This is a genomic window from Microbacterium phycohabitans (assembly GCF_032464935.1).
GTDB classification, from domain to species: domain Bacteria; phylum Actinomycetota; class Actinomycetes; order Actinomycetales; family Microbacteriaceae; genus Microbacterium; species Microbacterium phycohabitans.
On the sequence record NZ_JAWDIT010000004.1, the window covers coordinates 232,294 to 249,030 of the forward strand.

At 71.3% G+C, this 16,737-nt stretch carries 17 protein-coding genes; 11 read left to right on the forward strand and 6 right to left on the reverse strand.

Annotation, left to right across the window (positions count from 1 at the left end; all coding sequences use genetic code 11):
- Together ygfZ and RWH44_RS12405 are read left to right on the forward strand one after the other, a co-directional pair.
- Positions 1 to 1,089, forward strand: a complete 1,089-nt coding sequence (gene ygfZ, locus RWH44_RS12400; RefSeq protein ID WP_316004805.1) for a CAF17-like 4Fe-4S cluster assembly/insertion protein YgfZ — start codon at positions 1 to 3, stop codon at positions 1,087 to 1,089.
- The gene (locus RWH44_RS12405) at positions 1,086 to 2,195 is read left to right on the forward strand and encodes an FUSC family protein (protein WP_316004806.1); all 1,110 of its coding nucleotides are present in this window, start codon (positions 1,086 to 1,088) and stop codon (positions 2,193 to 2,195) included. Before ygfZ ends, RWH44_RS12405 begins: the two co-directional genes overlap by 4 nt.
- Positions 2,196 to 2,280: 85 nt before the next feature.
- Here the strand turns inward: RWH44_RS12405 and RWH44_RS12410 are convergent, their stop codons facing one another.
- Positions 2,281 to 3,069: a class I SAM-dependent methyltransferase gene (locus tag RWH44_RS12410; protein WP_316004807.1), complete on the reverse strand. Its 789-nt coding sequence runs from the start codon at positions 3,067 to 3,069 to the stop codon at positions 2,281 to 2,283.
- Between the two features lie 60 nt (positions 3,070 to 3,129).
- Between RWH44_RS12410 and RWH44_RS12415 the strand changes: the two genes are divergently transcribed.
- Positions 3,130 to 3,876, forward strand: coding sequence for a phosphoglyceromutase (locus RWH44_RS12415; protein WP_298873440.1), 747 nt, complete (start codon positions 3,130 to 3,132; stop codon positions 3,874 to 3,876).
- 57 nt (positions 3,877 to 3,933) lie between these two features.
- Here the strand turns inward: RWH44_RS12415 and phoU are convergent, their stop codons facing one another.
- Positions 3,934 to 4,617, reverse strand: coding sequence for a phosphate signaling complex protein PhoU (phoU, locus tag RWH44_RS12420; RefSeq protein WP_298873438.1), 684 nt, complete (start codon positions 4,615 to 4,617; stop codon positions 3,934 to 3,936).
- 172 nt (positions 4,618 to 4,789) lie between these two features.
- On the opposite strand from phoU, the gene RWH44_RS12425 reads away from it, so the two are divergent.
- Both RWH44_RS12425 and RWH44_RS12430 read left to right on the forward strand, forming a co-directional pair.
- A complete protein-coding gene (locus tag RWH44_RS12425) occupies positions 4,790 to 6,004 on the forward strand; it encodes a sensor histidine kinase (RefSeq protein WP_316004808.1) in 1,215 nt (404 codons plus the stop codon).
- Complete coding sequence (locus RWH44_RS12430) at positions 6,001 to 6,684, forward strand: response regulator (protein WP_298873432.1); 684 nt, start codon at positions 6,001 to 6,003, stop codon at positions 6,682 to 6,684. The genes RWH44_RS12425 and RWH44_RS12430 overlap by 4 nt, the downstream gene beginning before the upstream one ends.
- A gap of 67 nt (positions 6,685 to 6,751) precedes the next feature.
- On the opposite strand, the gene RWH44_RS12435 is transcribed toward RWH44_RS12430, so the two are convergent.
- A complete protein-coding gene (locus RWH44_RS12435; protein ID WP_316004809.1) occupies positions 6,752 to 7,315 on the reverse strand; it encodes a DNA modification methylase in 564 nt (187 codons plus the stop codon).
- 174 nt (positions 7,316 to 7,489) lie between these two features.
- Between RWH44_RS12435 and RWH44_RS12440 the strand changes: the two genes are divergently transcribed.
- The gene (locus RWH44_RS12440) at positions 7,490 to 7,972 is read left to right on the forward strand and encodes a CarD family transcriptional regulator (protein WP_056229249.1); all 483 of its coding nucleotides are present in this window, start codon (positions 7,490 to 7,492) and stop codon (positions 7,970 to 7,972) included.
- A gap of 88 nt (positions 7,973 to 8,060) precedes the next feature.
- Complete coding sequence (gene ispD, locus RWH44_RS12445; RefSeq protein ID WP_316004810.1) at positions 8,061 to 9,263, forward strand: 2-C-methyl-D-erythritol 4-phosphate cytidylyltransferase; 1,203 nt, start codon at positions 8,061 to 8,063, stop codon at positions 9,261 to 9,263.
- A 9-nt stretch (positions 9,264 to 9,272) separates the two neighbouring features.
- Here the strand turns inward: ispD and RWH44_RS12450 are convergent, their stop codons facing one another.
- The gene (locus RWH44_RS12450) at positions 9,273 to 9,734 is read right to left on the reverse strand and encodes a GNAT family N-acetyltransferase (RefSeq protein ID WP_298873429.1); all 462 of its coding nucleotides are present in this window, start codon (positions 9,732 to 9,734) and stop codon (positions 9,273 to 9,275) included.
- Positions 9,735 to 9,802: 68 nt separating this feature from the next.
- On the opposite strand from RWH44_RS12450, the gene cysS reads away from it, so the two are divergent.
- From cysS to RWH44_RS12465, 3 genes are read left to right on the forward strand one after another with little or no spacing between them, the layout of a single operon-like run.
- Positions 9,803 to 11,197 (forward strand): cysteine--tRNA ligase, encoded by a 1,395-nt coding sequence (gene cysS / locus RWH44_RS12455; RefSeq protein ID WP_316004811.1) that lies wholly within the window; start codon positions 9,803 to 9,805, stop codon positions 11,195 to 11,197.
- Complete coding sequence (gene rlmB / locus RWH44_RS12460; protein WP_298873427.1) at positions 11,190 to 12,185, forward strand: 23S rRNA (guanosine(2251)-2'-O)-methyltransferase RlmB; 996 nt, start codon at positions 11,190 to 11,192, stop codon at positions 12,183 to 12,185. Before cysS ends, rlmB begins: the two co-directional genes overlap by 8 nt.
- A 19-nt stretch (positions 12,186 to 12,204) precedes the next feature.
- Positions 12,205 to 12,846 (forward strand): NAD(P)-dependent oxidoreductase, encoded by a 642-nt coding sequence (locus RWH44_RS12465; RefSeq protein WP_298873426.1) that lies wholly within the window; start codon positions 12,205 to 12,207, stop codon positions 12,844 to 12,846.
- 207 nt (positions 12,847 to 13,053) lie between these two features.
- On the opposite strand, the gene RWH44_RS12470 is transcribed toward RWH44_RS12465, so the two are convergent.
- Together RWH44_RS12470 and RWH44_RS12475 are read right to left on the reverse strand one after the other, a co-directional pair.
- Positions 13,054 to 14,376, reverse strand: coding sequence for a DUF4032 domain-containing protein (locus RWH44_RS12470; RefSeq protein WP_298873425.1), 1,323 nt, complete (start codon positions 14,374 to 14,376; stop codon positions 13,054 to 13,056).
- 83 nt (positions 14,377 to 14,459) lie between these two features.
- Positions 14,460 to 15,563: an ABC transporter ATP-binding protein gene (locus RWH44_RS12475; protein ID WP_316004812.1), complete on the reverse strand. Its 1,104-nt coding sequence runs from the start codon at positions 15,561 to 15,563 to the stop codon at positions 14,460 to 14,462.
- Positions 15,564 to 15,776: 213 nt separating this feature from the next.
- Here RWH44_RS12475 and RWH44_RS12480 point away from each other — a divergent pair, with 213 nt between their 5' ends.
- The gene (locus tag RWH44_RS12480; protein ID WP_316004813.1) at positions 15,777 to 16,730 is read left to right on the forward strand and encodes a DsbA family protein; all 954 of its coding nucleotides are present in this window, start codon (positions 15,777 to 15,779) and stop codon (positions 16,728 to 16,730) included.
- Positions 16,731 to 16,737 lie beyond the last annotated feature (7 nt).

Here is a 16,737-nt window from a genome sequence, read left to right on the forward strand (position 1 = left end):
ATGAGCGCGCTCACCGACGTCCCCGGTGCCGTCGTCGACGAGCGGGGTCTACGCCATGTCGGCTCGCCCGTGGCGGAGCAGCGGAGGCTGGCATCCGGTGGGGCCCTCGCACCCCTCGGCGACCGTCGCGTCATCTCTGTGGGCGGCGAGGATCGACGGAGCTGGCTCGACTCGCTGTCGTCTCAGGCGCTCACCCACCTCGCTCCCGGCGTGTCGACCGAGCTGCTCATCCTCGACCCGCAGGGTCGCGTCGAGCACGCCGCGGCGGTGGTCGACGACGGCGAGACCACGTGGCTCCTCGTGGACGCGTCCGACGCCGAGGCCCTCGCGACGTGGCTGAACCGGATGCGTTTCCGTCTGCGGGTGGAGGTGCGCGACCGCTCCGACGACCTGTTCGTCGTGGGGGGCACGCGTGCCGCCGTCGCGGCGCTGACGACGGTCGCCCCGGCGTGGGTGGATCCCTGGCCCGAGGTCTCGCCCGGGGGGTGGGCCTACGCCCGGGTCGAGCCGCACCCCGGCGCCGAGCGCGACTGGGCGGAGGCGATCGTGGATGCCGCGGAACACGTGCGTCTGATCGATGCCGCCGTCCGTGGCGAGGTCGCTCTGGCCGGTCTCGACGCCGTCGAGGCGCTGCGCGTCGCGGCATGGCGTCCCCGCGTGGGCGTCGACGCCGACGAGCGGCTCCTGCCGCACGAGATGGACTGGCTGCGCACGGCCGTGCACCTGTCGAAAGGCTGCTACCGCGGGCAGGAGACGGTGGCCAAGGTGCACAACCTCGGTCACCCGCCGCGCCGCGTGGTCGCCCTGCAGCTCGACGGCAGCGACAACATCCTGCCCGCCCGGGGCGACGAGGTGCGCGCCGGCGATACGGTCATCGGAACCATCACGTCGGTGGCCGTCCACCACGAGGAGGGGCCGATCGCCCTCGCCCTCGTCAAGCGCACCGCTCCCGAGGACGTACCCCTCGTCGTCATGACCGCCGACGGTCCGCTCGCCGCGTCCGCCGAGACGGTCGTCCCGGCTGATGCCGGAGCGACCGCCGCGGTTCCGCGACTGCCGCGCCTGGGCCGCCGCCGCGCGGCGGAATGAGCGGCGACGAGTCGTCGACGACCGTCGGGGTCGTCGTCCCTCGTTCGCGCTGGCGGTCGACGCTGTCGCGTCGGCTGCATCGCGTGCGCGAGTCGGTGCCCGCGATCGCGCAGATCGTGGTGGCGGCGACCGCCGCGTTCGCCTTCGCGCACGTCGTCCTCGGCCATCCCGTCCCGCTGCTCGCCGCGACCGTGACGGTGTCGAGTCTCGGCCTCGTGCGCGACGCGCGCCCGTGGCGGGTGGCCGAGACCGTCGTGGGCATGCTCGTCGGCATCGCCATCGCGGAGGTCGTGCTGCTGGTCGCGGGCAGCGGGTGGTGGCAGATCGCCCTGGCGATGACGCTGACCCTGGTCGTCGCGCGATTCCTCTCCCCGCAGCCGGGTTTCGCCCTGGCGGCCGTCGTGCAGTCGCTGATCGCTCTCGTGCTCGTGACGGGAGCGCCCTTCCTGCGATTGGTCGACGGGGCGATCGGCGGTGTCGCGGCCCTGATCGTCACCGCGCTGATCCCGCGCACGCTGCGGCGCACCGAGCTCCGCGACGCCGACGAGCTCTTCGACGCTCTCGACGCGGCGATGGCGACGATCGTCCGCGCGCTGCGCCGAGGCGATCGCGCGCGGGCCGAGCGCGGCCTCGAGCGCGCGCGCTCCCTGCAGACCTACGTCGACGCGTGGTCCGGGTCGCTCGAGTCGGGCCGCGAGGTGGCGCGCATCTCGCCGTTCCTCCGCCGCCAGCGCACCGAGCTGCAACGCCACGCACGCGTGCGGGAAGCGCTGGATCTCGCGACGCGCAACCTGCGGGTCGTCGCCCGCCGTGCCGCCTACCTGTGCGCCGACGGGCAGCCCCGGCCCGTTCCCGCCGATCTGCTCGCCGAGCTCGCCCGCGCCGCGGGGCTCGTGCGGGAGGGGCTCGACGACATCTCGCTCGAACCCGCCGCCCGCGAGACGCTCTCCGCCCTCACCCGTCGCCTCGACCCCGCGAGGCTGCTCCCTGAGGGCGGGGTCGGCGAGCTCAACCTGATCGCCGCGATGCGCCCGCTCGCCGTCGATCTGCTCGTCGCGGCGGGGATGCCCTCGGCCGAGGCGCGTGCGCTCCTGCCGCGCATCTAGCGTCGGCGGCCCCGCTCGGCTCCGGCCCATCGCCGACCGGCCGGTTTCGGCGGTCCGCACGCGGATCGCACGATGGCTGCACGGATCAGCCGGGAGCGACGGCCTCCCACGCCACCCCGACCTCGCCCAGGCGCCACCTGTCCGTCCGCACGAGCGGCCAGCCCGCGTCGGCGAGGGCGGCCATCGCCGTGCGCCAGCGGTGGGTCGGGCCGAAGGGAGCCACCGCCGCCGCGCGCGTCCATTCCCGATCCAGGGATGCCACGAACTCGTGCACCCGCTCGCCGGCGACGTTGCGGTGGATGAGCGCCTTCGGCAGCCGCTCCGCCGCGATGGCGGGGGATTCCAGGTGACTCAGGCTCAGCGACACCGTGAGGCTGCGAGGGACGGCATCCGCTCCCACCTCCGCCCAGGTGGCGATGCGTCCGATCTCGTCGCACGTGCCCTCGACGAGGATGCCGTCGGGCTGCAGGCGGTCGCACATGCGCGCCCAGGCGTCGGCGACGTCGGCCTCGTCGTACTGCCGCAGCACGTTCATCGCGCGGATCACGGCGGGGCGGCGTCCGCCCGCCACGGGGACCTCGAAGCCCCCACGGGCGAAGGCGACGCCGGCGACCCCTGCGGCCTGCTCGCGTGAGCGGGCGACCCGGTCGGGGTCGATCTCGAGGCCTAGGACGGTGGCATCCGCTCGTTGCCGCCTCAGACGGGCGAGGAGCTCGAGGGGCGTCACCGCGCTGGCCCCGAACCCGAGGTCGACGACGAGGGGGTCGTCGGTGCGGCGGAGGACGGGGTGGCGGGCTATCCAACGGTCGACGCGTCGCAGGCGATTGGTCCCCGTGGTGCCGCGCGTGGGGCGTCCGACGGGCGAGGGTGTCACTCGGACATGATGCCAGCAACCACTCGCGGAGCGCGGGTCCCGCGTCGATAGCATGGAGTCATGCCTCACACGCTGATCCTCCTCCGCCACGGGCAGAGCGAGTGGAACAAGACCAACCAGTTCACCGGCTGGGTCGACGTGCGACTCACCGACCAGGGCAAGGCCGAGGCCCAGCGCGGCGGCGAGCTGCTGGCCGAGTCCGGCGTGCTGCCCGACGTGCTGCACACCTCGGTGCTCAGCCGCGCGATCCAGACGGCCAACATCGCCCTCGACGCGGCCGACCGCCTGTGGATCCCGGTGAAGCGCTCGTGGCGCCTCAACGAGCGCCACTACGGCGCGCTGCAGGGCAAGGACAAGGCGCAGACCCTCGAAGAGTTCGGCAACGAGCAGTTCATGCTCTGGCGCCGGTCGTTCGACGTGCCGCCGCCCCCGCTGCCCGCCGACGACCAGTACAGCCAGGTCGGCGACCCGCGCTACGTGGGGATCGACGGCGAGGTGCCCGACACCGAGTCGCTCGCCATCGTCATCGACCGCATGCTGCCCTACTGGCACTCCGACATCGTGCCCGACCTGCAGGCCGGAAAGACCGTGCTCGTGACCGCGCACGGCAACTCGCTGCGCGGCCTCGTGAAGCACCTCGAGGGCATCAGCGACGCCGACATCGCCGAGCTGAACATCCCCACCGGCATCCCGCTCGTCTACCGTCTCGACGACGACATGAAGCCCCTCGGCCCCGGCGAGTACCTCGACCCCGAGGCCGCTGCCGCCGGTGCGGCCGCCGTCGCCGCGCAGGGCAACAAGCACTGACGCCGACACGACGAAGGGGTGGATGCCACGGCATCCACCCCTTCGTCGTGTGCGCGGTCAGATGACCGGGCTGGGCTCCTGCTCGGTCTCGTCGTCGGCGCCGGCCCAGTCGCCGGTGGCCAGGTAGACGACCTTCTTGGCGACCGACACCGCGTGGTCGGCGAAGCGCTCGTGGTAGCGGCTGGCGAGGGTGGCGTCGACCGTGGCCGTGGCCTCGCCCTTCCAGGACTCGCCGAGGACCTTCTCGAACACGCTGATGTGCAGCTCGTCGATGTCGTCGTCGGTGTCGCGGATCGACTCGGCGATGCGGAGATCCTGCGTGCGGAGCAGCTCGGCGAGCTTGCGCGCGACCTCGACGTCGAGTTCGCCCATGCGGGTGAACGTCGTGCGCAGGCCCTTGGGGATGGCGCGCTCGGGGAAGCGCGAGCGCGCGAGCTGGGCGATGTGCTCGGCCATGTCGCCCATGCGCTCGAGCGATGCGCTCACCCGCAGTGCGGTGACCACGATGCGCAGGTCGCGGGCGACGGGCTGCTGGCGGGCCAGGATCTCGATGGCCAGCTCGTCGAGCTCGACGGCCTTCTCGTCGATGACCGCATCGGCCTCGATGACCTCTTCGGCGAGGGAGACGTCGCTCGTGCCGAAGGCGCGCGTGGCGCGGTCGATGGCGACCGTCACGAGGTCGGCGATCTCGACCAGGCGGCTCTGGACGTCCTCGAGGGACTGGTGGAATACTTCGCGCATCGCGGGTACCTTCCTCGTCGGCGGCACGGCACATGGGTGTCCCGCAACCCTCGGGGATTCTTCCCAGCGAAGGTTAACGAGTGGTGCTGTGACAGTGAATAGTAGCTGCTGCCCGACGCCGGGCGGGGGTGAACGGCGGGTGACGTCGCATCCGCCCCTCTACGCTGTGGATATGGAACAACCGCAGCTCTCGCTGCTCGCGCTCCTGGCAGGCCTTCTCATCGGGGCCGCGGTGGTCGGCCTCATCGCCGGAGCCATCCGCGCTCGCAACCGCACTCTGGCTCAGACCTCCACCGAGGTGCCGGAGGGCGTGGAGGCCATGCTGGATGCGATGGACGACCCCGCCTTCGTATGCGACACCTCGTCGACCGTGCTGGCGCTCTCGCCGGCGGCGGAGGTCTTCGGAGTCCACGCGGGCGAGGTGATCGCCAGCGAAGAGCTCAAGCGCGTCGCCCGCGTCGCCCGTGACACCGGCTCCGGCATCGCCGAGAACCTGCGCCTGCGCCGGGGCGCTGCCCCGGCCGAGCCGAGGCTGGTCGCGGTGCGCGCCACCCCCATCTCGGGACGACTGACGCTGCTGGTGCTGCGCGACATCACCGAGCGCGAGCGCGTCGAAGAGATGCGGCGCGACTTCGTCGCCAACACCAGCCACGAACTGAAGACGCCCGTCGGGGCGGTGAGCCTGCTCGCCGAGGCCATCGAGTCCGCTGCCGACGATCCCGCCCAGGTGCGGCACTTCTCGACGCGCCTGCAGGCCGAAGTGACCCGGTTGAGCGCGCTGGTCAACCGCATCCTGAGCCTGTCGCGCCTGCAGGCGGCCGACGAGCTGCGCGACGTGCGGGATGTGTCGATCGACGAGGTCGTGACCGCCGCGGTCGAGGCGTATGCGGTGCAGGCCGACGCCGCCCAGGTGACGGTGGTCCGCGGCGGCACGAAGGGGCTGTGGGTGCGCGGCGAGCCGCAGATCCTCACCGAGGCGCTCGGCAACCTCGTCGCGAACGCGATCGCGTACTCCCCGGAGGGGTCCAAGGTCGGCGTCGGGGTCAAGCTCGACGACGGGGTCGTGGAGATCGCCGTCACCGACCGCGGGATCGGCATCCCCGAGAGCGACCAGCACCGGGTGTTCGAGCGCTTCTACCGCGCCGACCAGGCCCGCTCGCGGCGCACCGGGGGAACGGGGCTCGGCCTGTCCATCGTGAAGCACGCGGTGCAACGGCACGGCGGCGAGGTGCGTCTGTGGTCCCGGCCCTCCCGCGGCTCGACCTTCACCATCCGCCTTCCGCTGTCGGAGACACCCGATCTCGACGGCGTCCGTTCCAAACCGCGTCGCAAGGGCCGCAAGGCCATCGCAGCGATCGCCCCACCCGTGAAGGGAGACACCGCATGACCCGCGTTCTGATCGTCGAGGACGAGCCCGACCTCGCCGACCCGCTGGCCTACCTCCTGCGCCGCGAAGGGTACGAGGTCGAGATCGCCGAAGACGGCGCGCTCGCGCTGACCGCCTTCCGCGAGCGGGGAGCGGACATCCTGCTGCTCGACCTGATGCTCCCCGGGATGCCCGGGACCGAGGTCTGCCGCCAGCTCCGTCTGACCTCGCAGGTACCGATCATCATGCTGACCGCGAAGGACTCCGAGGTCGACATCGTGGTGGGCCTGGAGCTCGGCGCCGACGACTACGTCACGAAGCCGTACTCCACGCGCGAACTGCTCGCGCGGATGCGGGCGGTGCTGCGTCGCCGCACGCCCGATGACGCCGATCTCGACGACCGGGTGCTCTCGGGTGGGCGTGTGGTGCTCGACATCGACCGGCACACGGTCGCCGTGGACGGGAGCGAGATCAGCATCCCCCTCAAGGAGTTCGAGCTGCTCGAGGTGCTCATGCGCAACGCCGGTCGCGTGCTCACGCGCGGTCAGCTCATCGACCGCGTCTGGGGGACCGACTACTTCGGCGACACCAAGACGTTGGACGTGCACATCAAGCGCATCCGCTCGCGCATCGAACAGAACCCGAGCGAGCCCAGCATGCTCGTCACGGTGCGGGGCCTCGGTTACCGCTTCGAGGCCTGACGCCGGTCGGACTCACCACGAACGACGAAGGCGCCGACGGAAATCGTCGGCGCCTTCGTCGTTCGTGTCAGGACGTGGGGGTCGCGGAGGGCGACGGCGTCACGGTCGGCATGACCGGGATCGGGGTCACCGAGAACGACGGAGTCGGCGTCGGGGCGAGGGGGGAGAGGTACTCGAGAGCCCCGTCGAGCACGGGCACCTGCATGAGCGAGCCCTCGCCGTCGCCGGACTGGAAGTACACGGGCACCGTCGTGCCGGGCATCGCGTCGATGCCGTCGAGACGCAGCGGCTCGGTGTCGCTGGTGAGGTCGCCCAGGCTGACGGTGCGGTTGGCCGGCACGTTCACGGTCGCCTTGACGGCCGAGGAGCCCTCGCCGACCTCGACGCGCAGCGTGAGCGGGTCGGTGGTGTCGTTGACGATGGCCGCGACGAAGTTGCCGGTCGTGCCCTCTTCGTCGGCGACGATGAGGGCGTTGCGCACGTGCAGCGGGCCCGCGGCGGCGGGCACGTTCACGCCGTCGGAGGCGGAATAGTCGATGGTGGTCGCCTGCGGTGCGATGAGGTTGCACCCCGTCGTACCCAGGACGACAGCGGCACCCACGGCGATGGACGCGATCAGGCGCGTTTTCACGGATCCTCCAAGAACGGCAGACGACATCGGAATCATCCTACGTGGTCCGCGGTGGCGCCCCGGTCCCGCCTCCCGCCTCGCGTACGCGGGGGCGAGGGGTGGCATCACGGTGGGCGGAACCTTAGCGCATGCGGGCCTGTGGTATCCTGGATGTTGCCGAAAGGACATAACTCCATGCTTTTTGAGGTTGGCGAGACCGTCGTTTACCCGCACCATGGCGCGGCCACGATCATCGAGGTCAAAGAACGCGTTATCAAGGGCGAGACGAAGAAGTACCTGAAGCTCAACGTCACCCAGGGAGACCTCGTGATCGAGGTCCCTGCCGACAACGTCGACCTCGTCGGCGTCCGTGACGTCATCGGCAAAGAGGGTCTCGACCGTGTCTTCGAGGTGCTGCGCGCGCCCTTCACCGAGGAGCCGACCAACTGGTCGCGTCGCTACAAGGCGAACCTCGAGAAGCTCGCTTCGGGCGACGTGATCAAGGTCAGCGAGGTCGTTCGCGACCTGTGGCGCCGCGATCAGGATCGCGGCCTGTCGGCCGGCGAGAAGCGCATGCTCGCCAAGGCGCGCCAGATCCTCGTGTCGGAGCTCGCTCTGGCCGAGAAGACCGACGAAGACCGTGCGAGCGTCGTGCTCGACGAGGTCCTCGCGTCCTGACGTCTTCGACATCGGCGCGCGTCCTGCGGGGTGCGCGCCGACAGTCGTCGTGGGCGCTGCGAACGCGCGGCCGCGCTAGCGTGAACGGGTGACTCTCACTCCGGTTCCGCGTCTCGCTGTCATCGTCGTCGCCGCCGGTTCCGGCACCCGTCTGAAGGGTGGTGCGCCCAAGGCCTTCGTCGGCCTCGACGAGCGCAGCATCCTCCACCACGCTCTCCGTGGCGTCTTCGCGGCCGCCTCCGCGCAGGTCGTCGTCGTCGTGCCCCGCGGGTTCGAGGGCGAGGCTCTGACCGACGCGCGCGATGCCGCCGGTGAGCGCGCCGACCTCGTCACGATCGTCACGGGCGGCGAGACCCGCCAGGCGTCGGTGGCCGCGGGACTCGCGGCGCTGTGGGCCGACGTGGAGATCGTCCTCGTGCACGACGCGGCCCGCGCGCTCACGCCCCCCGCGGTTTTCGACCGCGTGGTGGGCGCGATCGATGCGGGGGCTGCCGCGGTGATCCCGGCCGTGCCGGTGGTCGACACGATCAAGCGCATCGACGCCGAGGGTCGCGTGATCGCGGCCGTGGACCGTTCCGAGCTGGCGGCGGCGCAGACCCCGCAGGGGTTCCGTCGGGACGTCTTGGAGGCTGCCTTATGTGACGCGGAGGCCGACCACACCGACGACGCCGCGGCCGTGGCATCCGCCGGTCACCCGGTTGTGACGGTGGAGGGAGACGCGGTGGCGTTCAAGATCACGACGGCGTCCGACCTCGACCGCGCGCGAGCACTCGTCTCCGAACGCCCATCGATCGTCGCCGCCCCGACGCGGGCTCCGCGCGGGCCCCAGGTGGGCATCGGAACCGACGTGCACGCCTTCGGGGGCGAGGGCACGCTGTGGCTCGCGGGCCTCGAGTGGCCCGGAGAGGCCGCCCTCTCGGGACACTCCGACGGGGACGCCGTCGCTCACGCGATCGTCGACGCTCTGCTCGCCGCCGCGGGGCTCGGCGACATCGGGACGCATTTCGGGACCGACCGCCCCGAGTTCGCCGGCGCCCACGCCGACGCCTTCCTCTCGCACACGGTCGGGCTGCTCTCGGCCGCGGGCTGGCGGGTGGGCAACGTCTCGGTGCAGGTGCAGGCGAATCGGCCCCGTTTCGCCTTGAGGCGCACGGAGGCGGAGAAGGCGCTCTCGGCCGCGGTCGGTGGGGCGCCCGTCTCGGTCAGCGCCACCACCACCGACGGGCTCGGATTCACCGGGCGCACCGAGGGTGTAGCCGCATTCGCGACCGCGCTCGTGCTGCCGGCCTGAGCCTGCGGGTCAGAGCCGCCGCGTCATGAACGTCGACAGCGGGTCGGGAGCGTAGGGCGGGAACGCCGGGCACTCCTCGAATCCCTCGCTCGCGTACAGCCGGCGCGCGGGGACGAAGTCGTCGGTGCTGCCGGTCTCGAGCCAGAGGCTGCGGATGCCGCGCTCCTGCGCGTCCTCGACGATGTGACGGAGGATGGCGCGACCGATGCCCTGACCGAGGAACGCCTCGACCACCCGCATCGACTTCAGCTCCGCGCGATCGTCGCCGAGGTCTTTGCAGGCCCCGATCCCGGCGAGCTCGTCGTCGACCCACGCCGACCACACCGTGATGCCGTCGGCGGTGAGACCGTCGAGGTCGAGGGCGTGCACGCTCTCGGCGGGGGTGTTCTCGTGCATCCCCGCGAGGTGCGCGGCCGCCAGTGCGCGCGTGGCATCGGAGGTGAGGTCGTCGGGGCGGATCAGCAGAGGCACCCCGGCACCCTAGCGGGGTCGTGTTTCACGCACGGGTCGTGCGGAGGGGCGGCCGGTAGGCTGGGAGGGTGACCGTTCGGCTGTATGACACGAAAGCGCAGGCTCTGCGCGAGTTCGTCCCTCTCGACCCCTCGAACGTCACCCTCTACGTCTGCGGACCGACCGTCCAGTCCGGTCCCCACATCGGTCACGTCCGGGCGGCTCTCGCCTTCGACCTGCTCCGCCGGTGGCTGCACCACCGCTTCGGGCGGGTGACCTTCGTGCGCAACGTCACCGACATCGACGACAAGGTGCTCGCGAACGCCACCGAGACTGAGCCGTGGTGGGCGCTGGCCTATCGCATGGAGCTCGAGTTCTCGCGGGCGTACGCGGCCGTCGGCATCCTTCCGCCCACCTACGAGCCGCGCGCCACCGCGTCGGTGACGCAGATGCAGGAGCTCATCGCCGAGCTCATCGAGCGCGGCCACGCCTACGCCGCCGAGGGCGACGTGTACTTCGACGTGCGCTCCTGGCCCGCTTACGGCGAGCTCACGCGACAGGGCCTGGATGCCATGGAGCCCGCCGCGGACGCCGATCCCCGGGGCAAGCGCGACCCGCACGACTTCGCGCTGTGGAAGGGCGCGAAAGAGGGGGAGCCGGCGTCGGCGACGTGGGCCTCGCCGTGGGGTGCGGGTCGCCCCGGCTGGCACATCGAGTGCTCCGCGATGTCGCGGCGCTACCTGGGCCCCGAATTCGACATCCACGGCGGCGGCCTCGACCTGCGCTTCCCTCACCACGAGAACGAGATCGCGCAATCCACCGCCGCGGGCGACGCGTTCGCGAGGTACTGGGTGCACAACGGCCTGGTCACCGTGGACGGGCAGAAGATGTCGAAGTCGCTGGGCAACTTCACCCTGGCCGCCGACGTGCTCGACGAGCACGACCCACGCGTCGTGCGATACGCCCTCGCGGCCGCCCACTACCGCTCGAGCCTCGACGTGTCGGACCGGGCGTTCGCCGAAGCCGCCAGCGCGCTCGAGCGCATCTCGACGTTCCGCCAGCGTGTCCTGCGCGCAGCCGACGCCGATCCGCTCGTGATCGTGCCGGGCGAGGTCCCCGCGGAGTTCGCCGCCGCCATGGACGACGACCTCGGGGTGCCCCAGGCGCTCGCGACGCTGCACGAGACGGTGCGCGCCGGCAACGCCGCGATCGACGCGGGAGACACCGCCGCCGCGGTCGCCGCTCATCGCTCGGTCGCGGCGATGCTCGGCATCCTGGGATTGGATGCCGCCGAGCCCGCCGTCGCCACCGGTGCTGCGGACGCCGCACTGGACGCCCTCGTGCGGGAGATGATCGCGCAGCGCGCCCGCGCTCGCGCCGACAAGGACTGGGCTGCCGCCGACCGCATCCGCGATGCCGTCGCCGCCGCCGGAATCACGCTGGAGGACACTCCGGCCGGAACCAATTGGAGTATCGATGCCTAAGCCAGGACGCCCGGGAGCACGCAACCCCGGCAAGAAGAAGGGCCCCCTCAAGGGCACCGGCGGGCACTCCCGCAAGGCGCTCGAGGGGCGTGGTCCCACCCCCAAGGCCGAAGACCGCGCCTGGCACCCCGCCGGCAAGCGCAAGGCCGCCGAGGAACGCTACGCGGCCGCCGGTGGCAAGGGCCGGCCCGGTGTGCGCGCGGTCGGCAACCCCAACCGCAAGAGCCCCAAGGCCGCCGACGACACCGAGACGGTCACCGGCCGCAACTCCGTGCTCGAGGCCCTGCGCGCGAAGATCCCGGCCACGGCGATGTACATCGCGCAGCGCGTCGAGATGGACGACCGCGTGAAGGAGATGCTCTCGATCGCGACGAACCGCGGCATCCCCGTCCTCGAGGTGACGCGGCCCGAGCTCGACCGCATGGCCGGGTTCGACGGCGTCCACCAGGGCGTCGCGCTGAAGGTGCCGCCGTACGCGTACGCCCACCCGCAGGATCTGCTCGAGAAGATCATCGACCGCGGTGAGGTGCCGCTGCTCGTGGCCCTCGACGGCGTGACCGACCCGCGCAACCTCGGTGCCATCATCCGCTCCACGGGTGCCTTCGGCGGTCAGGGCCTGATCATCCCGCAGCGTCGTTCGGCGAGCGTCAACTCCGCCGCGTGGAAGACCAGTGCCGGTGCCGCCGCGCGCATCCCGGTCGCTCTCGCCGCGAACCTCACGGCCACGCTCAAGGAGTTCAAGAAGCAGGGCGTGTTCGTGCTGGGACTCGACGGCGACGGCGACGTGTCGCTCCCCGCCCTCGAGCTCGCCGACCGTCCCGTCGTGATCGTCGTCGGATCCGAGGGCAAGGGTCTGTCGCGCCTGGTCACCGAGACGTGCGACCAGGTCGTCTCCATCCCCATCTCCGCCGCCACCGAATCGCTGAACGCCGGTATCGCCGCATCCGTCGCCCTGTACCAGGTGTCGACGCTGCGCGGCACTGTCTGACTCCCCGAGAGGAACGCTCATGCCCCGCATCGCCGTCATCGGAGGCACCGGCTACGCCGGCAGCCACATCGTGACCGAGGCCGTCCGTCGCGGCCACACGGTCGTCTCGATCGCGCGCACGGTGCCCACCGAGCGCGTCGAGGGGGCGACCTACCTCGAGGGCACCGTCCTGGACGTTCCGGGCCTGGTCGCCCAGCTCGAGGGCGTCGACGTGGTCGTCTCGGCCGTCGCCCCCCGCGGCGACATGGAGGGCAAGCTGCGCCCCGCCGTGGCGGAGCTCGTCGCGGCCCTGCCGGAGAACGTGCGCATCGGCGTCGTGGGCGGGGCGGGCGGATCGCTCGTCGCCGAGGGCGGGCCGCGCCTGATCGACACCGACGGTTTCGCCGAGGAGTACAAGCCCGAGGCGCGCGAGGCCATCGGCATCCTCGAGGACCTCCAGGCCGACGACACCGGCCGGGACTGGTTCTACGTGCACCCGGCCGGCGGCTTCGGCTCCTGGGCGCCGGGGGAGCGCACCGGCACCTACCGCGACGGCGGCGACGTGCTCGTCGTCGACGACAAGGGCGACTCGTTCATCGGCGGGGCCGACTTCGCCGTGGCCGTGCTCGACGAGATCGAGACCCCGAAGCACACGCGAGAGCGCTTCACGGTCGGCTACTGAGCCGTCGCGACACCGAGGCCGCGGCATCCCGGATCTGATCCCGGATGCCGCGGCCTTCGCCGTGCGGCCGCGCGTCGCCGCTCTGCGCAAGGGCGCACGATCGCCGCGAGGTGACACCTCGCGGCGGTGGCGGAACGCGGGGTCTCGGACCCACGGTGCGACCTCGCGGGTGGAGGATGGCCGCACCGTCGGCGACGCGCGGGCGGCTCAGACCAGGTCGCGCCAGTTCACCGCGTCGGTGTCGGTCGTCGGGACCTCTCCCGTGGCGGGAGCGTCGGCGTCGGAGACCGTCGGGAGCGACATCGTGTCGGTCGGCGGACCCATGACGGTCGCCTCGTCGCGGCGGTGGCGCAGAACGTCGTCGATGTACGAGCTGACGACCTCGGCCAGGGGCACGGACCGGCCGCGCGCCTGCGACATGTACCAGCGGTGCTCCAGCACCTGGTGGAACACCTCGGCGGGCTCGAGCTTGGCGCGCAGGTCCCACGGGATCGCCATGACGATCGGCTCGAACACGCGCGTGAGCCATTCGTGCGCGACCATCTCCTCGTCGGCGCCGAGGCGCGACACCCGAGCGCGGAACTCGTCGAGGTCGTTGAGCAGGCGGCGGGCCTGATTCTCCTCGACGTCGAGCCCGGTCAGCCGCAGCAGACGGCGCTGGTGATGCCCGGCATCCACGACCTTCGGCTGGATCGAGACCTGCGTCCCGTCGCTCGCGGTGCGGATCGACATCTCGCCAATGTCGAAGCCCAGGGCGTTCAGGCGGTGCACGCGCTCGGTGATGCGCCACGACTCGTCGACAGCGAACGTCTCCTTGTCGGTGAGGGCTCCCCACAGCGAGTGGTACGAGGCGACGAGGCCGTCGGCGATGGCGATGGCATCCACACCGCCCTCGAGACGCCCGCCGGCCTCGAGGTCCATGATCTCGCCGGCGATGTTGGTGCGGGCGATGTCGAGGTCGTGTGCGCGCTGGCCCGGGCTCAGGCGGTTGCCGTGCAGCTCACCGGTCTCGGCATCGACGAGGTAGGCGGCGAACTCGCCCGCGTCGCGACGGAAGAGGGTGTTCGACAGCGACACGTCGCCCCAGTAGAACCCGACGTTGTGCAGCCGCACGAGGAGGACGGCCAGAGCATCGACGAGGCGCGTCGCGGTGTGCGGTCGCAGCACCTGCGTGAACAGGGCGCGGTAGGGGAGCGAGAACTTCAGGTGCGCGGTGACCAGGGCCGCGGGCAGCGGGCGTCCCGAGGCGTCGGTGCGCCCCGCGATCACCGCGACGCGGTCGACGCAGGGAGCGTCGAGACGGTCGAGGTTGCCGAGCATGTCGTACTCGCGTCGAGCCATCTCCTCGGTCGTCTCCTTGATGGCCACGACGCGACCGGAGAGGTTCGCGAAGCGCACGAGGTGACGCGAGATGCCCTTGGGCAGGGCGACGATGTGGCTGCTGGGCCAGTCGGCGAGGCCGGTGGACCAGGGCAGCTGCAGGAGGCCCGGATCGACGGTGCTGGCGGTGATGCTGAGCGATTCGGACACGGGAACCTCCGGTGAAAACGGTGCGGCGCGCCCCCGGCCCGACGAGGTCGGGGTTCCGGGGACGCGCCGCGTCGGTGCGTGGGTCAGGCCGAGGCGATGGCCCGGTCGGTCAGGCGCTCGCCCGACTCGAGGTCGAACACGTGCACGTGTCCGGGGACCGGGGCCAGAACGACCGTCTCGCCCGCGTTGGGGTGACGACGACCGTCGACGCGCGCGACCAGGTCGGTGCGCTTGCCGTTGATGTCGGTGTGACCGTAGAGGTAACCGTCGGCGCCGAGCTCCTCGACGAGGTCGACGACGACCGAGAGGCCGCGGCCGTCGGCCGGGGCGACCTGGATGTCTTCCGGACGGACACCGATCGTGACCTCGGAGCCGTGCGCCTTGCCGATGGTGTCGGCCTCGACCGGGACCACCATGTCGCCGAACTGGACGCCACCCTCGGCGAGGTCCGCCGTGAAGAGGTTCATCGCGGGCGAGCCGATGAAGCCGGCGACGAAGACGTTCTTCGGGGTCTCGTACAGATCGCGCGGGGTGCCGACCTGCTGGAGCAGGCCGTCCTTGAGGACCGCGATGCGGTCGCCCATGGTGAGGGCCTCGGTCTGGTCGTGCGTGACGTAGACCGTGGTGACGCCGAGGCGGCGCTGGAGAGACGCGATCTGGGTACGCGTCTGGACACGGAGCTTGGCGTCGAGGTTCGACAGCGGCTCGTCCATGAGGAAGACCTGGGGCTGACGGACGATCGCGCGGCCCATGGCGACGCGCTGACGCTGACCACCGGAGAGCGCCTTGGGCTTGCGGGTGAGGTACTGCTCGAGGTCGAGGAGCTTGGCGGCCTCGAGGACGCGAGCGGCGCGCTCCTCCTTGCCGACACCGGCGATCTTGAGCGCGAAGCCCATGTTCTCGGCGACGGTCATGTGCGGATACAGCGCGTAGTTCTGGAAGACCATCGCGATGTCGCGGTCCTTCGGGGGCACGTCGGTGACGTCGCGGTCGCCGATGAGGATGCGGCCCGAGTTGACCTCTTCGAGGCCGGCGAGCATGCGCAGCGAGGTGGACTTTCCGCAGCCCGAGGGACCGACGAGGACGAGGAACTCACCGTCCGCGACGTCGAGGTTGAGCTTGTCGACCGCGGGGCGGGTTCCGCCCGGGTACAGACGGGTTGCGTTGTCGAAGGTGACGGACGCCATGTTTTCTTCTCCTTCACCGGCAGGTACGTGCCGGACGATCCGTAGTGAATGGAATGAACGGGGGCGACCCCGTGCGCCCGACAGTGGACGCAGGGTCAGTATCGCACGTGTCTGGTCATTTCTCAGCCAGCCTGGTTAGCATCGTTGATCGTTCGCCCCACCCGCGCGTTCCCCCCGATTTCATGCGGCAGACGTTTATGCCCGGAAGGTTTCATGTCCCACGACCAGTCCCCGAACGTTCCCGCCGAACGCGACCGTCGCGAGGCGGTGCGTGAGAAGGCGCAGCAGGTGAAAGCCAAGCAGACGCGCTGGCGCATCGCGCGCCGCTCGTTGCTGGCCGTCGGGGCCGTCGCGGTGATCGCCGTGGGAGCGGTCGGCGTCTCGGCCGCGCTGAACTCGCGCGAGGCTCGCTCGCAGGCACTCCCCGACGCCGCGACCGACGACGGTTTCGTCGTGACCTCGGCATCCGGTGTCGCCGACCCCCTCGCCGACCAGACGGTCGACGGCAGCGCCGCCACGATGTCGGCGGATGCCGCGCCCACGGCCGCTGCGACGCCGGAGCCCACCGCGACCGCCGCTCCCGTCGACATCCGCGTGTACGTCGACTACATGTCGACCGAGGCGCACGAGTTCCAGGCGGCCAACGCGACGCAGTTGTCGAAGTGGGTCGACGACGGCGCGGCGACGCTCACGTACTACCCGGTCGCGATGCTGACGTCGAAGTCCAACGGCACGAAGTACAGCCTGCGTGCGGCGGGTGCGGCCGCGTGCGTCGCGACCCACGCCTCCGACCGCTTCTTCGCCTTCAACCACGAGCTGCTCACGAACCAGCCCGCGGTGGATTCCGACGGGTACAGCGACCAGCAGCTCGCCGACATGGCCCAGGGTGCCGGTGTCAGCGACGTGGCGACCGTGCGCGGCTGCATCGAGGACGAGACGTACACCTCGTGGGCGAAGGCCGCGACCGACCGCGCCATCAAGGGTCTGCCCGGCACCGATGGTCACGCGCTCACCGCGACCCCGACGGTCCTCGTCAACGGCACGGAGTACGTCGGCAACATGGATGACGCGAAGGAATTCGCCCAGTTCGTGCTCACGGTCGACAGCAACGCCTACTACTCCACGGCGACTCCCACCCCCACCCCGTCGACGACCCCCGCGGGTTGATCGCGCC

Coding starts and splice junctions, on each gene's coding strand:
- RWH44_RS12465 (WP_298873426.1), top strand. CDS start 12,205: ATGCCCCGCATCGCCGTCATCGGAGGCACCGGCTACGCCGGCAGCCAC.
- RWH44_RS12430 (WP_298873432.1), top strand. CDS start 6,001: ATGACCCGCGTTCTGATCGTCGAGGACGAGCCCGACCTCGCCGACCCG.
- ygfZ (WP_316004805.1), top strand. CDS start 1: ATGAGCGCGCTCACCGACGTCCCCGGTGCCGTCGTCGACGAGCGGGGT.
- RWH44_RS12475 (WP_316004812.1), bottom strand. CDS start 15,563: ATGGCGTCCGTCACCTTCGACAACGCAACCCGTCTGTACCCGGGCGGA.
- RWH44_RS12415 (WP_298873440.1), top strand. CDS start 3,130: ATGCCTCACACGCTGATCCTCCTCCGCCACGGGCAGAGCGAGTGGAAC.
- RWH44_RS12480 (WP_316004813.1), top strand. CDS start 15,777: ATGTCCCACGACCAGTCCCCGAACGTTCCCGCCGAACGCGACCGTCGC.
- RWH44_RS12425 (WP_316004808.1), top strand. CDS start 4,790: ATGGAACAACCGCAGCTCTCGCTGCTCGCGCTCCTGGCAGGCCTTCTC.
- rlmB (WP_298873427.1), top strand. CDS start 11,190: ATGCCTAAGCCAGGACGCCCGGGAGCACGCAACCCCGGCAAGAAGAAG.
- RWH44_RS12440 (WP_056229249.1), top strand. CDS start 7,490: ATGCTTTTTGAGGTTGGCGAGACCGTCGTTTACCCGCACCATGGCGCG.
- RWH44_RS12405 (WP_316004806.1), top strand. CDS start 1,086: ATGAGCGGCGACGAGTCGTCGACGACCGTCGGGGTCGTCGTCCCTCGT.
- phoU (WP_298873438.1), bottom strand. CDS start 4,617: ATGCGCGAAGTATTCCACCAGTCCCTCGAGGACGTCCAGAGCCGCCTG.